Origin of the sequence: Sphingomonas sp. SRS2 (assembly GCF_000971055.1) — a bacterium.
Taxonomy (GTDB): Bacteria; Pseudomonadota; Alphaproteobacteria; order Sphingomonadales; family Sphingomonadaceae; genus Rhizorhabdus.
Genome location: NZ_LARW01000098.1, coordinates 57995 through 75124, shown reverse-complemented (window position 1 = coordinate 75124; position 17130 = coordinate 57995). Strand labels below are relative to the sequence as shown.

The window sequence follows — 17130 nt, the reverse complement described above, 5'->3', positions numbered from 1 at the left end:
GTCGGCAGATCACGCCATGGACTGCCCGTCCGGACAATCCATAGCACTGCCTCCAAAAATAGACGGTTGTTCCTCCCGCTTCGTCCCGGGTCGGTCGGCTTACCCAGACAATGCGGTTCCATCTTTGCCCACTGGGCGTCGGTCAGTACGAAGCGTTCCATCCAAAGTGTGAATCACATCTCCCCAAAAATGTGAATCCTAAATCCCCACAACCCCTAGACCGCGTACGGTGCCGCCGGGATATGAATCGATCGATTATGTCGTGCGCATCGCGGGCGACGGCGCCCCGAACAGTTCGCCGACATCCACCGCAGCGTGATGGCCTCGTCGCCTGACTGCTTCAACATGGCGCCGCCGATCCGCATGAATGGCACGCTCAGCATCGGCTAAGGCGACTTCTAAGGCAGCGGCGGCGATCCTTTAGCGGATCGTCGCCTGTCCGCGCGTCATTTGGTGGCGTATTGGCCGGCTTCGGCGTTGAACTGCTCGCGGGCGAAGGCGCGGGCGGCGGCCATCGTCTTGAACGTCTCGTCCTGCATCGTCGCGGTGACGAGCGGATAGTTATACATATTGTAGCGCGTCACCCGGACGGTGAGACGGAACATGCCATTCTCGTCCTTGGTGATGAGGAAAGGCTTCACGGGAATGCGGGACATCGGTGTTCTCCAAAAGGTACGGCAGCGGCCGGCAGACCGCTGCCTCCATGCCGCGCAAAATAGGGGATGGGCCTCAGCGCGGCGCGCCGGCGGCCTTGGCAGCTTCGTTGACGCTGGCGCGCGCGATTGTATCGGCGGCGCTTTCGGCCATCGCTTCCCAGCTTTCAGCCGAGCGCTCATGCATAGCGCGGCGGTTCGGCAGATTCGTGTTCTGGGCGGCAAGCCGTTGTGCTGCGGCATTGGCCCGGTAGAGTTCGATATTCGTCATATACTCCCCTCGGGATTATTGGAGCGATAGCGAAGCGGGCGACCCATCTGCCGTCCCGAAATCGCGGCGATTATTATCTTAAAGCGGCGCGAGCTTCGTGGTGGGCAGGAGCTCGTTCTTGCGCGCCTTGATCTGGATCAGGTCTTCGAGATTGCGCGAGATCGCCGCGACCGAGCCGACCGGATCAGCCTTGGCATTCTCAACGCCGAATTGCTGAAAATCGGCGATGCTGAGGTTGAACTTCAGCGTATCGTCGTCCACGATCGCGCTGAAGGCGATATTACGTTTTTCGACAGTCGCGCTGTCGGCATCGATAAGGATCGTGGCTTCGGTCATTTGGTAGTCCTGTCGCAGGCTAGGCACCGGGCTATCCTGCGGAACGCCGCGAGCTCGCCAAAGGCTATGGCCGCTCTCCTAGCAACTATCGTCAAAATCTCAAGCTTATTGCAGTGCAATAGCCATTAAACTGTCACTTCGAAGCCGGCCGCCTTGGGCCATTTCGGGCTCAGCATGGCCATCGCGCGAAACAATGTGCCCATTTCCTCCTCATCGGTGAGACGGTGATAGGCCGCGCCGATCTCATCACCGCGGTCCGGATGATGACGGCCAAGCGCGGCGGCGCGCGCGGCGATTCCCATCGTTCCGAGGAAATAGCTCTGCGACACCGGCCCCTCGATCCGCGCGCCGCCGAGATGGCCCGCCTGGCCCAACGCGGTGAAATCGACGTGCGCGGTCAGGTCGTTCGCGCCCGGATTGCTGAAGACATCGGCATAGGCATGGGCGTTAAGCGCCTGCAGCGTGTCGCCTGCATCATAATTCTCGTGGCCGTAATCGATCGCGAGGAGCGCCCCGCCCTGCCGCGTTATCCGCCGCGCCAGCGCATTGCCGATCGCCAGACCGGCCGGCGATGTCTCGTAGATGCTGCCGGCGACCGCGTCGTGGAGATGCTCGGGCACCCTATCCTCGGCAGGTGACGGACCCGGGACCGGCGCGAAACCCTCGTCGCCATAGCCCACCGCACGCTCGCGCCACCCGCTATAGGTCTTGATATATTGGCGGTAGGGCAACGCATCGAAGAATTCATTGGCGACGATGATCAATGGAGCGTCGGTCGGCAGCGTTTCGATCCCGTCATGCCAGATGGCGTCGGGCAGCCGTTCCTTCTGCAATTTGCGCAGCACCGGGCTGGTCTCGACGAAATGGACCTGCGGATGATGGCCGAGCGCCGCCATCGTGCGGATCGCATCGGCAGCGAGCGTCCCACGCCCCGGTCCGAGCTCGACGTAATGGACCGTCCTGGCACGCGATCGCGTCCACAGGTCGGCGCACCAGATGCCGATCATCTCGCCAAACATCTGACTGATCTCGGGAGAGGTGATGAAGTCGCCCTTCACCCCGAACGGATCGTGCGAGGCGTAATAGCAGCCGTTCGCCGCCTCCATATAGTCGGCGACGGGGATCGGGCCCCTCTCCTCTATCCTTCGGATCAGCGCTTCGGCCAGGTCCGCGGGTGTCTGCATATGTCTCGATTCAACGACTAAAAATCGAAGCGAGGCATAGCCTTATTTGGTTAGGAAAGCATTACGCAGTCGCGCGGCGCTTCGCGGTCGCGATCAGAAAGGCGCCGCCGACGATCATCGGCACGGTCAGCGTCTGCCCCATCGTCAATCCCCAGCTCAGCGTGCCGAGCTGAAGGTCGGGCTCACGGAAATACTCGACGAAGAAGCGGCTGAGCCCATAGCCGAGCAGGAATATCCCGACGAGCTTGCCCGGCTGGTTGCGCGCATTGGTCCGCCAGAAGAAGAAGGCTAGGACGAGCCCAAGCAACAGCCCTTCGAGCCCGGCCTCGTACAGCTGGCTGGGGTGGCGCGGATCGCCGCCGGGCGCGCTGGGGAAGATGATCGCCCAGGGTACGTCGGTTGGCCGGCCCCATAGCTCACCATTCACGAAGTTGGCGATTCGCCCGAAGAAGAGGCCGAAGGGAGCGCAGCAGGCGATATAATCATGAATGCGCAGCCAGCTGAGGCCGTTCTTGCGCGCCATGTAGACAATCCCGAGCGAGACCCCGAGCGCGCCGCCATGGAAGGACATGCCGCCCTGCCATAGCTTCAGGATGTCGACCGGGTTCTGAAGGATGTCGGGCTGGTAAAAGAAGACATAGGCGAGCCGCCCACCGACGAGGATGCCGATCGTCGCGTAGAAGACGAAATCGTCGGCATGCCGCCGGGCCATAGGTGCGTTGGGCTGAGCAATCAGCTTGATCAGATAATACCAGCCGAGCAGGATGCCCACGATATAGGCAAGCGAATACCAGTGAATCTGGAAGAAGCCGATATCGAGCGCGATCGGATCGAGGTGGAGATCGTCGAAATGTAGCGCTGAGGCCGCATTGGCCAGGACGGGCAGGTACAAGGGCATTCCCCGGAAACAGGACTGCGCCTGCCATAGCGAGCGAATTGGCGGAGCGGAAGGCGGCACGATCACCGTCGGGCCGAGCGAGGCCAGGCCCCTATCGAAATGGCGCTCACGCCGTCAGAGGCATCCGCAGGCCAAGCCTGTTCCATCCCCCATCCGAGCGGTAATCCAGTATCTCGGCCCAGGCGCGGACAAGATCGAGACCCGCGCCGCCGCCGCGCTCCGGGATCGCTTCTTCCGATGGCGCGCCGCGCGGATCGAATGCCGCTCCGTTGTCGCTCAACAATATCGCGATGGCAGGGCCCTCATGGGTGAGCACCAGTTCGACCTCGCCCTGCGCATCCAGCCCGCCATGATCGGCGAGGTTGAACACCAGTTCCTCGACGATGATCGCGAGCCGCGCGGCGCGATCGATATCGAGCGCCCGATCCAGCCCGAACGCCTGCGCTGCGGCGACCGTCACGCCCACCGCATCCGCGCCATTGCAACGGATTGTTACCGAGAGCGATTTGGAGTCGCGGGAGACCATAATTGCGCTATGTCATGATCTACTGGTCATGGGGATGGCGAGAATCATGCATAAGGCGTTTTTAACGGCAATGGGCCTGGCAGTGATGGCCATGCCGGCGGCGGCCGAGATCGGCCGGGTCAAGCGCGCCATGGGCACGGCCACCGTTGAGCGGGGCGCGGCGAAGCTATCGCCGGCGCCTGGCTTCCAGCTTCAGCCCGGCGATACGCTGGTCACTGGTAAAGACGGCCAGATGAGCCTGTCCTTCATCGACGATACGCGCTTCTCCGTCGGCCCAAACAGCCGCGTCTCGGTCGACCAGTTCGATTATAACCGCACCACCCAGACCGGCAATTTCGTGACGAAGGTCAATCGCGGCTCGCTCGCTGTCGTCTCGGGACAGATCGCCAAGTCGAAGCAGGATGCCATGAAGGTTCGCACCCCGACATCGCTGCTCGGCGTACGCGGCACGCGCTTCATCGTCGATGTGCCGCAATGAGCCCTCGCCTGCTCCCGCCGTTGGCGCTGGCCCTGCTCACCAGCTGTGCGACCCCGTCGCTGACTCTGTTGCCCAGCGAGGAAGGCAGGCAGGGCGCGGTCGCCGTGATCGAGGAGAATGGCAAGCCGGTCGAGGTGGTGGTCAGCGAGCTCAACAGCCGCACCAACCTTTCCGGTCCTCCGCGTACCAAGGCGATAGACCCGGCGAAGCTCAATGCCCGGCAGCTCGCGCTGCTCCAGGCGCTACCGCCTCCTGCGGTGCGCCTAACTTTGTACTTTAGGGAGGGCACCACCCAGCTCACCCCGGATTCGCTGTCCGGCCTGGACTATCTCAAGACCGAGATCGCGGCCCGCCCGGGCGCGGAAGTGCAGGTGACGGGCTATACCGATACGGTTGGCGGCGATGACGACAATGACCGGCTATCGCAACGCCGCGCCGAGGAAGTGCTGGCGACGCTCGCCGAACAGGGCATCGAGAAAGCGATGATGAGCGCGGTGGGTCGCGGCGAGCGCGAATTGCGCGAGCAGACCGGCGACGGCGTCGCCAATCAGGCGAACCGGCGCGTCGTGGTGACTGTCCGCTAGCCGAGGTAGCGAACCGCCATCACCGTCAGATCGTCGGTCGGGTCGGTCCCGTTCTCGAAAATGCGCACCGCATCACGGATCGATTCGATCATTGCGGTCGCTGTCGTCCGCCCCTTCAGCGCGGCCATTAGCCGCTCATGCCCGAAGAGCGCATCCGACGCGTTCAGCGCTTCGCTAACCCCATCCGAGATCAGCACCAGCGTTTCGCCGGGGGCGAGCTTCATCGGCTCGTCCGGATAGGGGAAGTCGACGATGCAGAAAGGCGGGCCGCCATCGAGCTTGTGCACCGCGATGCTGCCATCGGTGCGAACATGCAGCGGGTCCTCATGACCAGCGCTCATCAGCATCAGTTCGCCCGTCGACAAATCCATGACGCCGACCAGCATCGTCACGTTCATCGACTCACTATTGTCGCGCGTCAGCTCCTCATTGAGGATAAAGGCGGCGTCGGCGAGGCTCGGCACGCCGCGCAGCACCACGCTCTTCGCCAGCGCCTTGGACAGCGCCATGAACAAGGCGGCGGGAACGCCCTTGCCGGTGACATCGCCGACCAGAAAGGCGATCCGATCGGCGTCGAGGCGGATCACGTCGTAAAGATCGCCGCCGATCGACTTCGCGGGTTCGAGCAGGGCGTCGATATCGACACGCGGGTCGATGCGGGCGAGATCGTCGCGCGGCGGCAGCATGCCGAGCTGGATCGTCCGCGCCGCCTGTAGCTCCCCCTCGGTCGCCGCTGCGACGATCCGCTCACGCACCAAGGTTTCGCGCAGCCGTTCACGCTCGCGCCGCGCCTCGACGAACATCCCGCCCGCGACCCCCGCCGCGGTCGCGCCGCCGAGCAGCAGCGGACGCAGCGGATCGATCAGCCAGGACAGGCCCGTGAAGCCGAACCATGCGGCGACCGGCATCGCCAATGCCAATCCGGCCGGAACGAGCAGCGGTTGCCGACGCCGGCCCGGTGCGAGCAGGAGGACGAGCAGCGCCAGCAACAAACCGGCGGCCCATTCGGCAGGCGCTGCCCAGCGCGGGCGTTCGAGCCAGCCCCCGCGCAAAATCGCATCGACCGCCTGCGCCTGAACAAGCGGCCCATAATATTCGGCGGCGAGTGGCGTCGCGACGATATCGGCAGTGCCCTCGGCGGCAAGGCCGACCAGGACGATCTGACCGGCGAAGGCGTCAGCCGGAAAACCCTGCCGCAACACATCGGCGGCCGAACTGATCGCAGCGGGTGGGAAATGCCCGAAATGGAGCAGCATCCGGCCTTCGCCGTCGACAGGGATCGCCTGCTTCCCGACGCCGACGCGCGCTGGGGTCGAGGTGATGGCCGCTTCATCGAGCCCGATCCGGGCAAGTTCGAGCGACAGGCTGGGCATCGGCCGTGCGCCGATCTTCATCAGCGTCGGCACACGCCTTACCGTGCCGTCGCTGTCGGGGCGGCCATTGAGCAGGCCATGGCCGAGCGCCGCCTGTTCGAGTTCGGGAATATTCGCGATGACGCCGGGTTCGGCGGGAATGGCCGGGGGCAGTACGCCCTTGATCTCGGCATCGACGAACAACATTGCGGGATCGCCACCGTCGGCCGACACCCCTGCCCGCCCGAGCACCACCGGCGCGCGGCCGATCACCTGCCCCCATAAGCGATCCATCGGCGGCAGCGCGTGGACTTCGGCGGCGGCGGCGGGGGTCAGTTCGGGGTAGAGCGCGGCGAAGATATCCGGGCGGACGCGGTCGGGCTCTGGGAAGAGCATGTCGAAACCGATCGCCTTAGGGCGGCGCGCCGCGATCTCCTCCGTCAGCCGCGCCATATGATAGCGCGGCCACGGCCAAGGGCCGACTGCCGCCAGCCCCTCGGCATCGATCAGGACGACATGAACCTTCGTGCCGCTCAGGTCGCGCGGCGCGGCGCGCTGCCACAGGTCGAACAGCGGGCGGCGCATCGCCTCCCCGGCCCAGACGCTGAGCAGGGCGGCGAGCAGCAAAGCGGCCAGACCGGGGAGCCAGATGCCTCTCAATCCTCCCCGGGACGGGGAGGAGGACCGCGAAGCGGTGGAGGGGGATAGCCGCCAGCGCCGCGTGTGCGGCCGCCCCCCTCCACCATGCTGCGCATGGTCCCCCTCCCCGTCCCGGGGAGGAATGAGAGGCGTCATTACAACCTCACCTCTAGACCGTCATAGGCGCACAGCACCTCGAGCGGCTGCTCGCGGCGGGTCAGTTCCTCATAGCGGATGCTTTCCTTGTGCATCCGCTGGATATCGTCATCGCTGTAGACGGGCTCATGGTGGAACAGCGCCAGCCGCTTCGCCCCCGCCTCATGGCAGATGTCGATCGCGACGATGTTCGAGCTGTGTCCCCAATCCTCCTTCATCGAGACCGCATCGGCGAGCGAATACATCGTGTCGCAGATGACCAGATCGGCATCGCGGAAGAAGGCCGCGACATCGGCCTCACCTTCCATGCTCTCGATCTTGTGTTCGCTGTCGGTCGAGAAGATCGCGGTCTTTCCCGCATCGTCGGTAAAGCGGTAGCCATAGCTTATGTGGCTGTGCTGCTGCTCCATCACCTCCACGTTCACGCCGCCGATCCGATAGGTCTCGCCCGGCGTCAGCGTGACGAACTCGATCTTCGCGCGCAGCCAGTCGAAGGCAACCGGAAAGCTGATCTCTTCCTGTTGCCGGCGGAAGGCGGTTTCGGCGTCGGCATGCCCCGAATGGATGATGATGTGTGAATTGGGGTCGAAAGCGGGGCCGAAGAAGGGAAAGCCGCCGATATGGTCCCAATGAAGATGGGACATGAACACGTTGTAGACGCGCTTGTGGCCCTGCGCCATGCGGCCGAAGGCGTTGATCCCGAACTCGCGCGAGCCGGTACCGAAGTCGCAGAGGATGAAGGAGCCGTCGCCATCGGCTTCGATCTCGACGCAGGTCGTCGCCCCGCCATAGGTGCCGCCGGTGGCGAAATCGAGTTCGCCATCGACGAAGGCCGATGCCGCATCCTCGTCGGCGAAGCTGCGCCCGCCGGCCGCGACCAATGCTCGCGCGATCTTGCCCTTGATCGATCGGGCGGTTTGCGCGACCGCTAGCGATCCGCGCGTTCCCCAAAATCTGACCAGCATGCGATGTCCCCCCCGGAATTACTGCGATCAGGCCGCCAGCGCGCCCTCTACCGTATCGGTCACGCCGAACAGCTTGTCGTAACGGCTGATCGCCAGAATTTCGCGGACGATGCCGTTAGGCGCGGCGAGCATGATCTTCACGCCCGCGCCGTCGGCCTTGCGCTTGGCGAGCGTCAGCGCGCGCAAGCCGCGTGACGACATATAGGAGATGCCCGAACAGTCGACGACAAGCTTCGCGGCGGCCTCGGCCGCGCGCTCGACCGCCGCTTCCAGCTTCGTGCCGAAATCCTGCGCGCTGCTCTCGTCAATCTTGCCATTCGGCGCCGCGATGATCGCCCCGTCACGCGCGTCTTCCGTCCAATCCATGCGGACACTCCCCCTTGTCGCGGCCATGCTAACCCTGTTTGCGGCCGCAGGGAATGCGCCAATTAGAGATCGAGGCGATCGAGCCAGTCGGCCATCAACCGGCGGCCCGCCGCGACGGCGGTGCTGCCGTGATTGTCGTTCTGCGCGCGCAGATCGGCCACGCTGGTGCCCGCCGCCGTGATATAGGGCTCGTCCTTCAGCCAAGCCTCGAAACGAGGGTCCTCGCCCATTTCCGGATGGCATTGCAGCGCGAGGATATTGTTGCCGCGCCGGAACGCCTGGTGCGCATAATGGCCGGTCGAAGCGAGCAGTTCGGCGCCCGGCGGCAGATCGAAGGTATCGCCATGCCAGTGCAGCACCGGCACATCCTCGATATGGCGCAGCGGCGACCCCTGCCCCGCATCGGTGATCGTGACGGGTGCATAGCCGACCTCCTTGACCGGCCCCGGATAAACGCGCGCGCCCATCGCGGCGGCGATCACCTGACTGCCCAGGCACACGCCGATCGTCGGCCGGTCGAGCATGATCCGCCGCGCAAGCCGCACGATCTCGCAGGCGAGCCACGGATGGCGATCTGTCTCATAGACCCCCATCGGCCCGCCCATCATCACGACCAGATCGGGCGCATCGAAATCGACATCGGGAAAGGCCGGATCGGTCACGTCGATCCGATCGATCTCATAGCCCGCCGCCTCGACGGGCGCGCGGAAGCCCGCAATCCCCTCATAGGGTGTGTGGCGGATGACGAGTGCGGTCTTCATGATGGCGACACTAGCGCGGCGAACGGGGATTCCAACGACAGCGCTTCTTGGCCAGCCGAAAGGATATCTCTACGCCGATGGTAGACATCTGCAGCGGAGAGAGTGCGCGGGGATCGCAAGCGCTCACATCTCAACCGATGCGTTCTTCGCCATCAGCTCATGCTACGACTTCTCTGCAAAGCCAATGACGTCGATCGCACCAATCGAGAACTTATAGGCACCTAAAGGTCCAAAGCGTCCGGCTTTCACGCAGCCTTTGATCCTAACGTCCGCGCGTTTCCAGACGCTGTGCCTATTCGGCATAGCCTCAAAATATTTTGCGAGCTCGTTCGAACTCTCTATCCAAATTTTCTGTCTCTTATATTGACCATGCGATGGGACGAGATAGCTTGTTTCAAATCCCAAAATATATCGCCCCCTATAGATAGGGCAGATCGCTTCGGGCTGGGCAACGCCAGCGGTCATTAAGAGCGCAAAGCCTGCAATCATGTTCCACCGCCTTCCATGCGAGGATACTCACCTTAGCTCGACAGATCCATTCAGCCATTACCCTTCGGCTTTGGCGGGCTCTTCGGCACAGGTTTGCCGCCGCCTTTCCCGCTGCCGCTACCACTGCGCCTGCCGCTGCCGCTATCTGTTTGAGGTTTACGAGGCCGGTTGATGATGCGGCCTTCACGATCTCTCACTTCCCAGTTTTTAGATTCTGCCTCATCCGACAAGTTCACGAACATCGCAGGCATGACGGATGGCGCCGAACTCGCTTCTGCCCTGCGGTCGAGTTCATCCCAGCTGAGGATGCCCGCAGAATTGCGCTTGGCCGCATTCAAGATTCGGTCGATCCCGTACGCGCCATCCTGATAGACGACGTTGCCGTCCTCATCGACCCTGAACGGCCGGGGCGTCTTACCGTCCGAGCCGGGAAGCGAGACGATACCTGCATAGCGGTCGTAGTTCGGATCCTTAACCATTCGAATCTCCATGCTCATCAATAGAACATAAAGGGAACGAATAAAGTCCTACATTACAAGCGCGTCCGCACCGTCGCCAGACCATTGCGCAACAGCACCCGCGCAGAGTGAGCTGCGATAAGAAAGAAGATTCAGCTTCGTTGGACTGACCGCGATGGACTGAATAGAGCTCAGTCGCCCGTTAGAATCCGATCAACCAGCTGCTTCACCGTCGGCACGAAACCGTTCGAATAGAAGGGATCCTGCTTGAACTTGTAGGCGGCATGGCCGGCGAACATCAGATTCTCGTCGATCGGGCCATCATGGGCAATGTCCTGCAGCGTCTTCTGGATACAGAAGCTGCGCGGGTCGGCAAGGCGGCCGGTGGAGTTGCCTTCGGTATCCGCCCAGGACGAGAAGGCGCACTGGCTGAGGCAGCCCATGCAATCGGCTTGGTCCTTGCGGATCACCTTCATCTCGTCGGTGGTGACGAAGACCAGCGTGTTGTCGGGCGTCTTGAGCGCGTTGGTATAGCCCAGGCCATACCATTCGCGGGCGCGGTGAAGATCGCCGAGAGTCACCCAGAAATTCTTACCCTTGACCCCGACGTCGAGCTGATATTGGTGATCGCCCGCCGCTTCCATCGAGAAGGCGACCTGACGTTCCGAACGGGCTTCCAGATTGCGCAGGAAGGGATTGCGGACCGCCGAGGAATAGAAGCCGGTCGGCGAGAAGCGGTGGAGCAGGATGTCGCCGGGTTCGAGCGTGGTCAGATGATTCTTCCACTGCTGCGGGATCGGGCTTTCCTGGGTCAGCAGCGGACGCGTGCCGAACTGGAAGACGATCTGGCCAAGCTCTGGATTGTCGATCCAGTCGTTCCAGTCGCGCAGATACCACACGCCGCCGGCCATGATGATCGGCACATCGTCGGAGATGCCGCCGCTACGCATCGTATCGCGCAGCGCCTTGACGCGCGGATAGGGATCCTGAGGAACCTTTGGATCCTCGGCATTCGACAGCCCGTTATGCCCGCCCGCCAGCCAGGGATCCTCGTAAACCACGCCGGCCAGCCATTCGGCAGCCTTCGAATAGGCGCGCTTCCACAGCGCGCTGAAGGCGCGGCCCGACGAAACGATCGGCAGATAGCTGACGCCATAGGACGCCGCGATTTCGCTGAGCTTGTAGGGCATGCCCGCGCCGCAGGTGACGCCCGCGACCATGCCGCGGGTCCGTTCCAGCACGCCGTGCAGGATGCGCTGGGCGCCGCCCATTTCCCACAGCACGTTGATGTTGATCGCGCCGCGCCCGCCGGCGATCTCAAAGGCGCGCTTGACCTGTTCGACCGCGCCATCGATCGCATAGGCGATCAGCTCCTCGTGCCGTTCGCGGCGCGTGAGGGCGCTGTAGACCTGCGGGATGATCTTGCCGTCGGGGTCGTAGCTGTCGGCGTTGACGGCCGAGACAGTGCCGATGCCGCCCGCCGCCGCCCAGGCGCCGGAGCTTGCATGATTAGTGGCCGAAACGCCCTTGCCGCCTTCGATCAGGGGCCAGACTTCGCGCCCACCATAGAGGATAGGCCGCACACCCTTGAACAACGAGACCTCCAAACACGTGCGATCAATGCCGCAGAATCCGCGCCCTATAAGGCGATGCGCCGCAAATTGCGCGCAAATTCGCTGCGCCCGAACCAATAAGACGTATGTTACCGTCTCAGGCGATCCGCCATCGCAGACCAATATAGGTTATGATAGCGCGCAATCATCCCCTGCTCCGCAAAATCCCGGAGCGCGACCGCGCGATTTGCCGCGCCTATCGCGCGTCGTAGCACAGGATCGGCCGCCAGCCGCGCGAGCCCGGCGGCCAGCGCCGCCTCGTCAGACGACGGCTGAATGAACGGTCGATTCTCCGGAGACGCCATCGCGGCGATATCGCCGACATCGGTCATGAGCCCCGGCAGACCGCAAGCCATCGCCTCCACGAGCGAGATCGGGAACTGCTCGCTGTCTGAAGACAGCGCGAATATGTCGAAGCTCGCCATGCAACGCACCGGATCCCGGACGAAACCGGGCAGGATAACGCGCCCGCCGATCCCCAGCCCCTCTGCTTCGGCTAGGATCGCCGCCCGCTCGGGCCCTTCGCCCAGGATCACGAGCCTGGCGTCGGATGGAGCGCCCTGCGCGAAGACCCGTACGAGCCGCCGCAAATTCTTGACCGGGCGCAGGCCAGCCACGGTTCCGACGATCAGCCCTCCGCCGGGATCGATGCCGGGTATCGGTAGCGGGTTATCGATCCCGGCCTGATCGGGCAGGCCTATGCCGTTTGGAATGCGCTCGATCCGCCGCGGCGGCTGTTTCCACACGTCGCGGGCGATCGCCTCCAGCCGCAGCGAAGGCACGACCAGCTTCGTCGCGGTCGGCAGCATCAGCCGGCGGTACCAGACTCGCGCGGGCTTCTGCCGTACGGCTTCGTCCTCGTTGAACCCGTCTTCATGATGGATCAGCGGCGGGAGGCGGCGCACCGCGCCGAACAGCCGCCGTGCCCCGACGATATCCATCGACCCCCAATTATAGCTCAGGACCAGATCGAAATCGTCCATATAGTCGGCGAGATCGTCATAGCGGCGAAGCCCCGGCTTGCCCTGCAGCGGCGGCGCATCATCCGGGAATGCCACCTTGATGCCTGGATCGATCGCATCGCGCGCGCTGAATGCGCCGGGCATCGCGCTCAACACGACATGCTCGGCCTCGGCGCCGAAGGCGTTCATCAGTCGCACCGCCCGCGCTTCCTTGCCACCCAGCATGAAGGTCGAGTGGCAGTGGAGGATGCGCGCGGGACGGGGCATGCGGCTCAGCCCGCCTTTGCGATGCGCGCGAGCAATCGGTCGATCGCCGCCTCGCTCTCGGGCTCGAACAGCGTCGGCGCATGGCCGACCCGCGCGATCTCGACCCGGTCCATCAGCGGCAGGGTCGCCGCCATCCGATCGGCGGTCGCGGCGGACAGGATGTCGGAACGGTCGCCGCGCAACAACAGGCTGGGAATCGACTTCATCGCGTCGAGCAGCGGCCATAGGTCGGCCGGGGCCTCGTTGCCCGGAACGCGAAAGGGCTCGGAAATCGCGCCGTCATAATCCGTCACGATACGCCCTGCCGCGGTAAGCCGGCACAGCCGCTTGGCCATGGCCAGCCAGCTTTCGAGGCCGTAATCGGGATAGGCGACGCGGTGCAGCTCCGCCAGGGCACGCGCGGCATGGAGCCAGGTCGGAAAGCTGCTGGCTCGTCCGACGTAATTCTTGATGCGATTAAGGCCCGCCGCGTCGATCTCGGGCCCGATATCGTTGAGCAGCACGCCCGCGACCTTGCCGGGTTGGGTCGCGGTGATCAGGATCGACAGCAGGCCGCCCAGCGACGTGCCGAACAGGATGAAGCGATCGAGCGCCTTCTGCGCGATGAAGGCGGTCAGGTCTTCCAGATAGGTGGCCGGCACATAGCTCATCGGATCCTTGGCGCGCTCGCTCTCGCCCCGGCCGCGCAGTTCGACGACGATGATCCGCCGCTTGCCCGCCAACCGATCCGCCAGCTCGCCGAAGTCGCGGGCGTTGCGGGTCAGGCCGGGTATGCAAATAATTGGAAGCTGCTTACCGCGCGCCGAGCCCGGATAGTCGCGATAATGAAGACGCAGGCCGTCCTTCGACCACCAATAACCGTCTTCCCATTCCGCCATGCTTGCACCTCCGGGGTCCTCACCCCCATATCGCCGCATGACCATCGCCCCGCAAGCCGCCGTCTATCATCCCGATCCAAGGATCGAAACGCTGCAAGGTCGTCTGTCCGATCCGGTCAGCGCCGCGGTCTTCCCCAAGACGATCCTACGCTTCCGCAACCGCCGCTGGGACAAGGCGGTCGGCCTCGATATGTTGAGCGACGAGCAATGGATCGCACATTTCGGACGATTTGAGCCGCTGCCCGACAACCTCCCCCAGCCGCTGGCGCTGCGCTATCACGGCCATCAGTTCCGGAATTACAATCCTGAGATCGGCGACGGCCGCGGCTTCCTGTTCGCGCAGCTGCGCGACGGGGCAGGCCGACTGCTCGACCTTGGCACCAAAGGATCGGGCCAGACCCCCTACAGCCGATTTGGCGACGGGCGGCTGACGCTCAAGGGCGGGATGCGCGAAATCCTCGCAACCGAGATGCTCGAGGCGCTCGGGGTCGAGACGTCGAAGACCTTCTCGATCATCGAGACGGGCGAGGCGCTCCAGCGCAATGACGAGCCTTCCCCCACCCGCGGCGCGGTGATGGTCCGGCTGAGCCACGGCCATATCCGGATCGGCAGCTTCCAGCGGCTCGCCGCGCTGGGCGAGCCCGACACGATGCGCGAGCTGATCAGCTACAGCCTGTCCGCGCTCTATGGGGAGACCCTCGGCAACGCGCCGGCGGGGCAGCTTCTTGATCTGGTGTGCCGCCGCACCGCGCGACTGGCGGCGAGCTATATGGCCGCTGGCTTCGTCCATGGCGTGCTCAACAGCGACAATATAAACGTCACCGGCGAAAGTTTCGACTATGGGCCGTGGCGCTGGCTGCCAAGCTGGGAGCCCAGCTTCACCGCCGCATATTTCGACAATAGCGGGCTCTACGCGTTTGGACGTCAGGCGCAGGCCATCCACTGGGATGTCGTCCAGCTCGCCAAGTCGCTGCGCAGCGTGGCCGAGGCCGACGAGCTCGCACCCGCGGTCGATGCCTGGCCGGCATATTATGAGGCGGAAGTCGTCGCGGCGCTGTGCGCACGGCTCGGCGTCTCGCCACAGGGCGCCGAAGTCGATCTAGCCATGATCCAGGCGATGGACGAAGCCCTGCAGGCGACGAAGGTGGGGGTCGACCGCTTCTTCTTCGACTGGCGCGGCGGCAAGCGGCGCGCGGCGTCCCCAGCCGATGCGATCTATGACGGCGACAGCTTCGCCAGCTTCGCGAAAGCTATCGCTGGCTATGCCGGAAATGTTTCGCTCGATCACGCTTATTGGAACGATCCAGAACCCTGTTCGATGTTGATCGACGAGGTCGAAGCGATCTGGAGTGCGATAGACCAACGGGACGACTGGAGCGCACTCGATGCAAAGGTCGAAGCAATTCGCCGCATGGGCGATGCCTTGCGATCCTAATATACCGAAGATGAATATCTATTCATATTAGGCTTCGTGATGTCTTCTGGACGACACTTCAATTAACGGCCGATTAATAAACGCACCGTTGCCAAGTCACCAGCTCGCCAGATCGGCTTGGCTACTGCTGAAATATTCACTTCATCGCGCAAGATGTTCATTTTATCGGGACATGATGCAACCACATGCCTCGCGCAGGGTTGATAGGGCATGAGGTACACAAACACCCAGCTCCGCCCCGGCCTGACCGCGATTGCCGCTGTCCTGGCCTTGTCGTCCACCCCCTTGCTGGCGCAGGCCGTCGATTCGGCCCCCGCCGCTCCGGCGCTTGTTACGCCCCCCCCGGTCGTCACGCCGACGCCGGCCGTGACTGCAGCACCTGCGCCGGTTTCGGTGAGCAAGGCTCCGGCTCCGGTCTCGGTCGATCTGGGATCTGATACTGCGGCGGCTGAACCCGCTGCCCGCGTGCAGGCTGCTCCTGCGCCCGTCCGCGCCACGGCAACACCGCGCGTCGCGGCCGCCACACCGCGAGCTACCGCTCCGGCCGCTCCCGTCGCCACGCCTGAGGCTGCTCCAGTTGCCCCTGCGCCTGTCGTCGCCCAGACAGCAGCCGTCGCGGCGCCGGTCGTCGCACCTGAACCCGCTCCCATTGCCGCGACGACGCGCACGACGACACAAACCGATCCAACGGCGGATATTCTGCCGATTGCCGGCGCCGCTGGCGCTGCCGTGCTTCTGCTTGCGGGTGGGGCGTTCGCCATCGGCCGCCGTCGTCGAGAGAAGGACGATGTGATCTATACAGCCGATACCGTGATGACGCCGGTTGAACCCGTCGCCGTGCCAATGACTGCCGCGCCGATGACCGCTGCTGCGCCGATGACCGCTGCCGCCGCCGCACCGACGGCCTATGCGGCACCGCCAATGTCGCCGCGTCGCCCGGAAGAAGTGTCCGCCGATGCGCCGGTCACCGCGATCCCGACCGGTTTCGACCTGTCGCGTTTCGCCCGCCACACCCAGGCAGCCTATCGTGGTCCGACGCCGGAAAACCCCTCGCTGTCGCTCAAGCGCCGCCTGAAACGCGCTAGCTTCTTCGACCAGCGCGAGCGCATGGCTGCTCAGGGCGAGTTGCCGAATGTAGGCTATGCCCCGTCGGCTAGCGCTGCCCCGGCCCCGGCCTCGCGCCATGCCGAATATGTGACGACCAAGGCGCCGAAGCCGCCACGGCCGAGTTTCCGGCCCGCCTATCAGAGTTGAGGCTTCGGCCTTGCCCTGATGAACGACCGGCGGGCGCCGTCTTTCGCAACCTTCTCCCTGGACGACGGGAGTGGGGCGGGCGAAAGGCGGCGCCCTTCTTTTATGCCGCTTCGATCCGCTGCTCGAGCCGCAGCAGATACTCCTTAGCTTCAAGCCCACCGGCGAAGCCGGTCAGCGCTCCGGTCGAGCCGAAAACGCGGTGGCGTGGGGCGATGATCGAAATAGGGTTACGGCCATTAGCCGCCCCCACTGCCCGCAGTGCCGTGGGTCTGCCGATAACCCGCGCAATCTCCGCATAGCTACGCGTCTCTCCGAAGGGGATGGCAAGCAGGGCCCGCCAGACGCTCTTCTGGAAATCGGTGCCGCGAAAATCGAGCGGCACCTCGAACCTCGTCAGCTGGCCGGCGAAATAAGAACCTAGCTGCCGTGCCGTTTCGACGAGAGTTGGGTGGGCAGGCTTTTCCCTCATTGCCTGCAACGGCACCCGGCGGAAATCGTCATCAGGCCACAGGATCGCCACCAGTCCCTCGTCGCTCGCCACCAGCCTGAGGTCTCTGAGCGGGGATCCGATCGACGTGAAATACAACATGAGGCAGCTCCGTCCG

21 protein-coding genes are annotated in these 17130 nt (G+C 64.1%); 4 read left to right on the top strand and 17 right to left on the bottom strand.

Features of this window, described 5'->3' with window-relative positions:
• The 7 genes from WP12_RS24200 to WP12_RS14850 form a co-directional block, all read right to left on the bottom strand.
• Positions 1–161: transposase (locus WP12_RS24200; RefSeq protein WP_152663831.1), on the bottom strand; the 161-nt coding region annotated here is incomplete at its 3' end.
• 285 nt (positions 162–446) lie between these two features.
• On the bottom strand, positions 447–656 hold the full coding sequence (locus tag WP12_RS14875) for a hypothetical protein (protein ID WP_046194461.1): 210 nt from the start codon (positions 654–656) through the stop codon (positions 447–449).
• Positions 657–729: 73 nt separating this feature from the next.
• On the bottom strand, positions 730–924 hold the full coding sequence (locus WP12_RS14870) for a hypothetical protein (RefSeq protein ID WP_046194460.1): 195 nt from the start codon (positions 922–924) through the stop codon (positions 730–732).
• A gap of 78 nt (positions 925–1002) precedes the next feature.
• Complete coding sequence (locus WP12_RS14865) at positions 1003–1260, bottom strand: hypothetical protein (RefSeq protein WP_046194459.1); 258 nt, start codon at positions 1258–1260, stop codon at positions 1003–1005.
• Between the two features lie 125 nt (positions 1261–1385).
• The gene (locus WP12_RS14860; RefSeq protein ID WP_046194458.1) at positions 1386–2444 is read right to left on the bottom strand and encodes a class I SAM-dependent methyltransferase; all 1059 of its coding nucleotides are present in this window, start codon (positions 2442–2444) and stop codon (positions 1386–1388) included.
• A gap of 61 nt (positions 2445–2505) precedes the next feature.
• On the bottom strand, positions 2506–3342 hold the full coding sequence (gene lgt, locus WP12_RS14855) for a prolipoprotein diacylglyceryl transferase (RefSeq protein ID WP_046194457.1): 837 nt from the start codon (positions 3340–3342) through the stop codon (positions 2506–2508).
• 106 nt (positions 3343–3448) lie between these two features.
• Complete coding sequence (locus WP12_RS14850; protein ID WP_046194456.1) at positions 3449–3868, bottom strand: ATP-binding protein; 420 nt, start codon at positions 3866–3868, stop codon at positions 3449–3451.
• 46 nt (positions 3869–3914) lie between these two features.
• Here WP12_RS14850 and WP12_RS14845 point away from each other — a divergent pair, with 46 nt between their 5' ends.
• Both WP12_RS14845 and WP12_RS14840 read left to right on the top strand, forming a co-directional pair.
• Positions 3915–4346 carry a FecR family protein gene (locus tag WP12_RS14845; protein WP_046194468.1) on the top strand — a complete coding sequence of 144 codons (432 nt, stop codon included), beginning with the start codon at positions 3915–3917 and terminating at the stop codon, positions 4344–4346.
• Positions 4343–4930, top strand: a complete 588-nt coding sequence (locus WP12_RS14840) for an OmpA family protein (RefSeq protein ID WP_046194455.1) — start codon at positions 4343–4345, stop codon at positions 4928–4930. Before WP12_RS14845 ends, WP12_RS14840 begins: the two co-directional genes overlap by 4 nt.
• Here the strand turns inward: WP12_RS14840 and WP12_RS14835 are convergent.
• From WP12_RS14835 to WP12_RS14795, 9 genes are all read right to left on the bottom strand, one after another.
• Complete coding sequence (locus tag WP12_RS14835; RefSeq protein WP_152664011.1) at positions 4927–6942, bottom strand: CHASE2 domain-containing protein; 2016 nt, start codon at positions 6940–6942, stop codon at positions 4927–4929. The genes WP12_RS14840 and WP12_RS14835 overlap by 4 nt on opposite strands.
• 134 nt (positions 6943–7076) lie before the next feature.
• Positions 7077–8042, bottom strand: coding sequence for an MBL fold metallo-hydrolase (locus WP12_RS14830; RefSeq protein ID WP_046194453.1), 966 nt, complete (start codon positions 8040–8042; stop codon positions 7077–7079).
• 27 nt (positions 8043–8069) lie between these two features.
• Positions 8070–8408, bottom strand: coding sequence for an STAS domain-containing protein (locus WP12_RS14825; protein ID WP_046194452.1), 339 nt, complete (start codon positions 8406–8408; stop codon positions 8070–8072).
• Positions 8409–8470: 62 nt separating this feature from the next.
• On the bottom strand, positions 8471–9169 hold the full coding sequence (locus WP12_RS14820) for a glutamine amidotransferase (RefSeq protein ID WP_046194451.1): 699 nt from the start codon (positions 9167–9169) through the stop codon (positions 8471–8473).
• Between the two features lie 162 nt (positions 9170–9331).
• Entirely contained in the window at positions 9332–9658 is a 327-nt protein-coding gene (locus WP12_RS14815) for a hypothetical protein (protein ID WP_046194450.1), read from the bottom strand.
• A gap of 50 nt (positions 9659–9708) precedes the next feature.
• Complete coding sequence (locus WP12_RS23480; RefSeq protein WP_052730402.1) at positions 9709–10137, bottom strand: hypothetical protein; 429 nt, start codon at positions 10135–10137, stop codon at positions 9709–9711.
• Between the two features lie 170 nt (positions 10138–10307).
• Complete coding sequence (locus WP12_RS14805) at positions 10308–11711, bottom strand: NAD(P)H-dependent flavin oxidoreductase (RefSeq protein WP_046194466.1); 1404 nt, start codon at positions 11709–11711, stop codon at positions 10308–10310.
• A 107-nt stretch (positions 11712–11818) separates the two neighbouring features.
• Positions 11819–12958, bottom strand: coding sequence for a glycosyltransferase (locus WP12_RS14800; RefSeq protein WP_046194449.1), 1140 nt, complete (start codon positions 12956–12958; stop codon positions 11819–11821).
• A gap of 5 nt (positions 12959–12963) precedes the next feature.
• Positions 12964–13836, bottom strand: a complete 873-nt coding sequence (locus tag WP12_RS14795; RefSeq protein ID WP_046194448.1) for an alpha/beta fold hydrolase — start codon at positions 13834–13836, stop codon at positions 12964–12966.
• Positions 13837–13873: 37 nt separating this feature from the next.
• On the opposite strand from WP12_RS14795, the gene WP12_RS14790 reads away from it, so the two are divergent.
• Together WP12_RS14790 and WP12_RS24925 are read left to right on the top strand one after the other, a co-directional pair.
• Positions 13874–15271, top strand: a complete 1398-nt coding sequence (locus WP12_RS14790; protein ID WP_046194447.1) for a protein adenylyltransferase SelO family protein — start codon at positions 13874–13876, stop codon at positions 15269–15271.
• A 210-nt stretch (positions 15272–15481) separates the two neighbouring features.
• Positions 15482–16525 carry a hypothetical protein gene (locus WP12_RS24925; protein ID WP_152664010.1) on the top strand — a complete coding sequence of 348 codons (1044 nt, stop codon included), beginning with the start codon at positions 15482–15484 and terminating at the stop codon, positions 16523–16525.
• Positions 16526–16625: 100 nt separating this feature from the next.
• Here WP12_RS24925 and WP12_RS14780 read toward each other — a convergent pair whose 3' ends face one another.
• Positions 16626–17114 carry a methylated-DNA--[protein]-cysteine S-methyltransferase gene (locus WP12_RS14780; RefSeq protein ID WP_046194445.1) on the bottom strand — a complete coding sequence of 163 codons (489 nt, stop codon included), beginning with the start codon at positions 17112–17114 and terminating at the stop codon, positions 16626–16628.
• Between the last annotated feature and the right edge of the window lie 16 nt (positions 17115–17130).

Excerpts from the sequence above, each read along its gene's own strand:
- WP12_RS14800 (WP_046194449.1), bottom strand. The coding sequence starts at position 12,958 with ATGCCCCGTCCCGCGCGCATCCTCCACTGCCACTCGACCTTCATGCTG.
- WP12_RS14815 (WP_046194450.1), bottom strand. The coding sequence starts at position 9,658 with ATGATTGCAGGCTTTGCGCTCTTAATGACCGCTGGCGTTGCCCAGCCC.
- WP12_RS14870 (WP_046194460.1), bottom strand. The coding sequence starts at position 924 with ATGACGAATATCGAACTCTACCGGGCCAATGCCGCAGCACAACGGCTT.
- WP12_RS14780 (WP_046194445.1), bottom strand. The coding sequence starts at position 17,114 with ATGTTGTATTTCACGTCGATCGGATCCCCGCTCAGAGACCTCAGGCTG.
- WP12_RS14845 (WP_046194468.1), top strand. The coding sequence starts at position 3,915 with ATGCATAAGGCGTTTTTAACGGCAATGGGCCTGGCAGTGATGGCCATG.
- WP12_RS14820 (WP_046194451.1), bottom strand. The coding sequence starts at position 9,169 with ATGAAGACCGCACTCGTCATCCGCCACACACCCTATGAGGGGATTGCG.
- WP12_RS24925 (WP_152664010.1), top strand. The coding sequence starts at position 15,482 with ATGAGGTACACAAACACCCAGCTCCGCCCCGGCCTGACCGCGATTGCC.
- lgt (WP_046194457.1), bottom strand. The coding sequence starts at position 3,342 with ATGCCCTTGTACCTGCCCGTCCTGGCCAATGCGGCCTCAGCGCTACAT.
- WP12_RS14790 (WP_046194447.1), top strand. The coding sequence starts at position 13,874 with ATGACCATCGCCCCGCAAGCCGCCGTCTATCATCCCGATCCAAGGATC.
- WP12_RS14840 (WP_046194455.1), top strand. The coding sequence starts at position 4,343 with ATGAGCCCTCGCCTGCTCCCGCCGTTGGCGCTGGCCCTGCTCACCAGC.
- WP12_RS23480 (WP_052730402.1), bottom strand. The coding sequence starts at position 10,137 with ATGGTTAAGGATCCGAACTACGACCGCTATGCAGGTATCGTCTCGCTT.
- WP12_RS14850 (WP_046194456.1), bottom strand. The coding sequence starts at position 3,868 with ATGGTCTCCCGCGACTCCAAATCGCTCTCGGTAACAATCCGTTGCAAT.
- WP12_RS14860 (WP_046194458.1), bottom strand. The coding sequence starts at position 2,444 with ATGCAGACACCCGCGGACCTGGCCGAAGCGCTGATCCGAAGGATAGAG.
- WP12_RS14825 (WP_046194452.1), bottom strand. The coding sequence starts at position 8,408 with ATGGATTGGACGGAAGACGCGCGTGACGGGGCGATCATCGCGGCGCCG.
- WP12_RS14875 (WP_046194461.1), bottom strand. The coding sequence starts at position 656 with ATGTCCCGCATTCCCGTGAAGCCTTTCCTCATCACCAAGGACGAGAAT.
- WP12_RS14830 (WP_046194453.1), bottom strand. The coding sequence starts at position 8,042 with ATGCTGGTCAGATTTTGGGGAACGCGCGGATCGCTAGCGGTCGCGCAA.
- WP12_RS14865 (WP_046194459.1), bottom strand. The coding sequence starts at position 1,260 with ATGACCGAAGCCACGATCCTTATCGATGCCGACAGCGCGACTGTCGAA.
- WP12_RS14795 (WP_046194448.1), bottom strand. The coding sequence starts at position 13,836 with ATGGCGGAATGGGAAGACGGTTATTGGTGGTCGAAGGACGGCCTGCGT.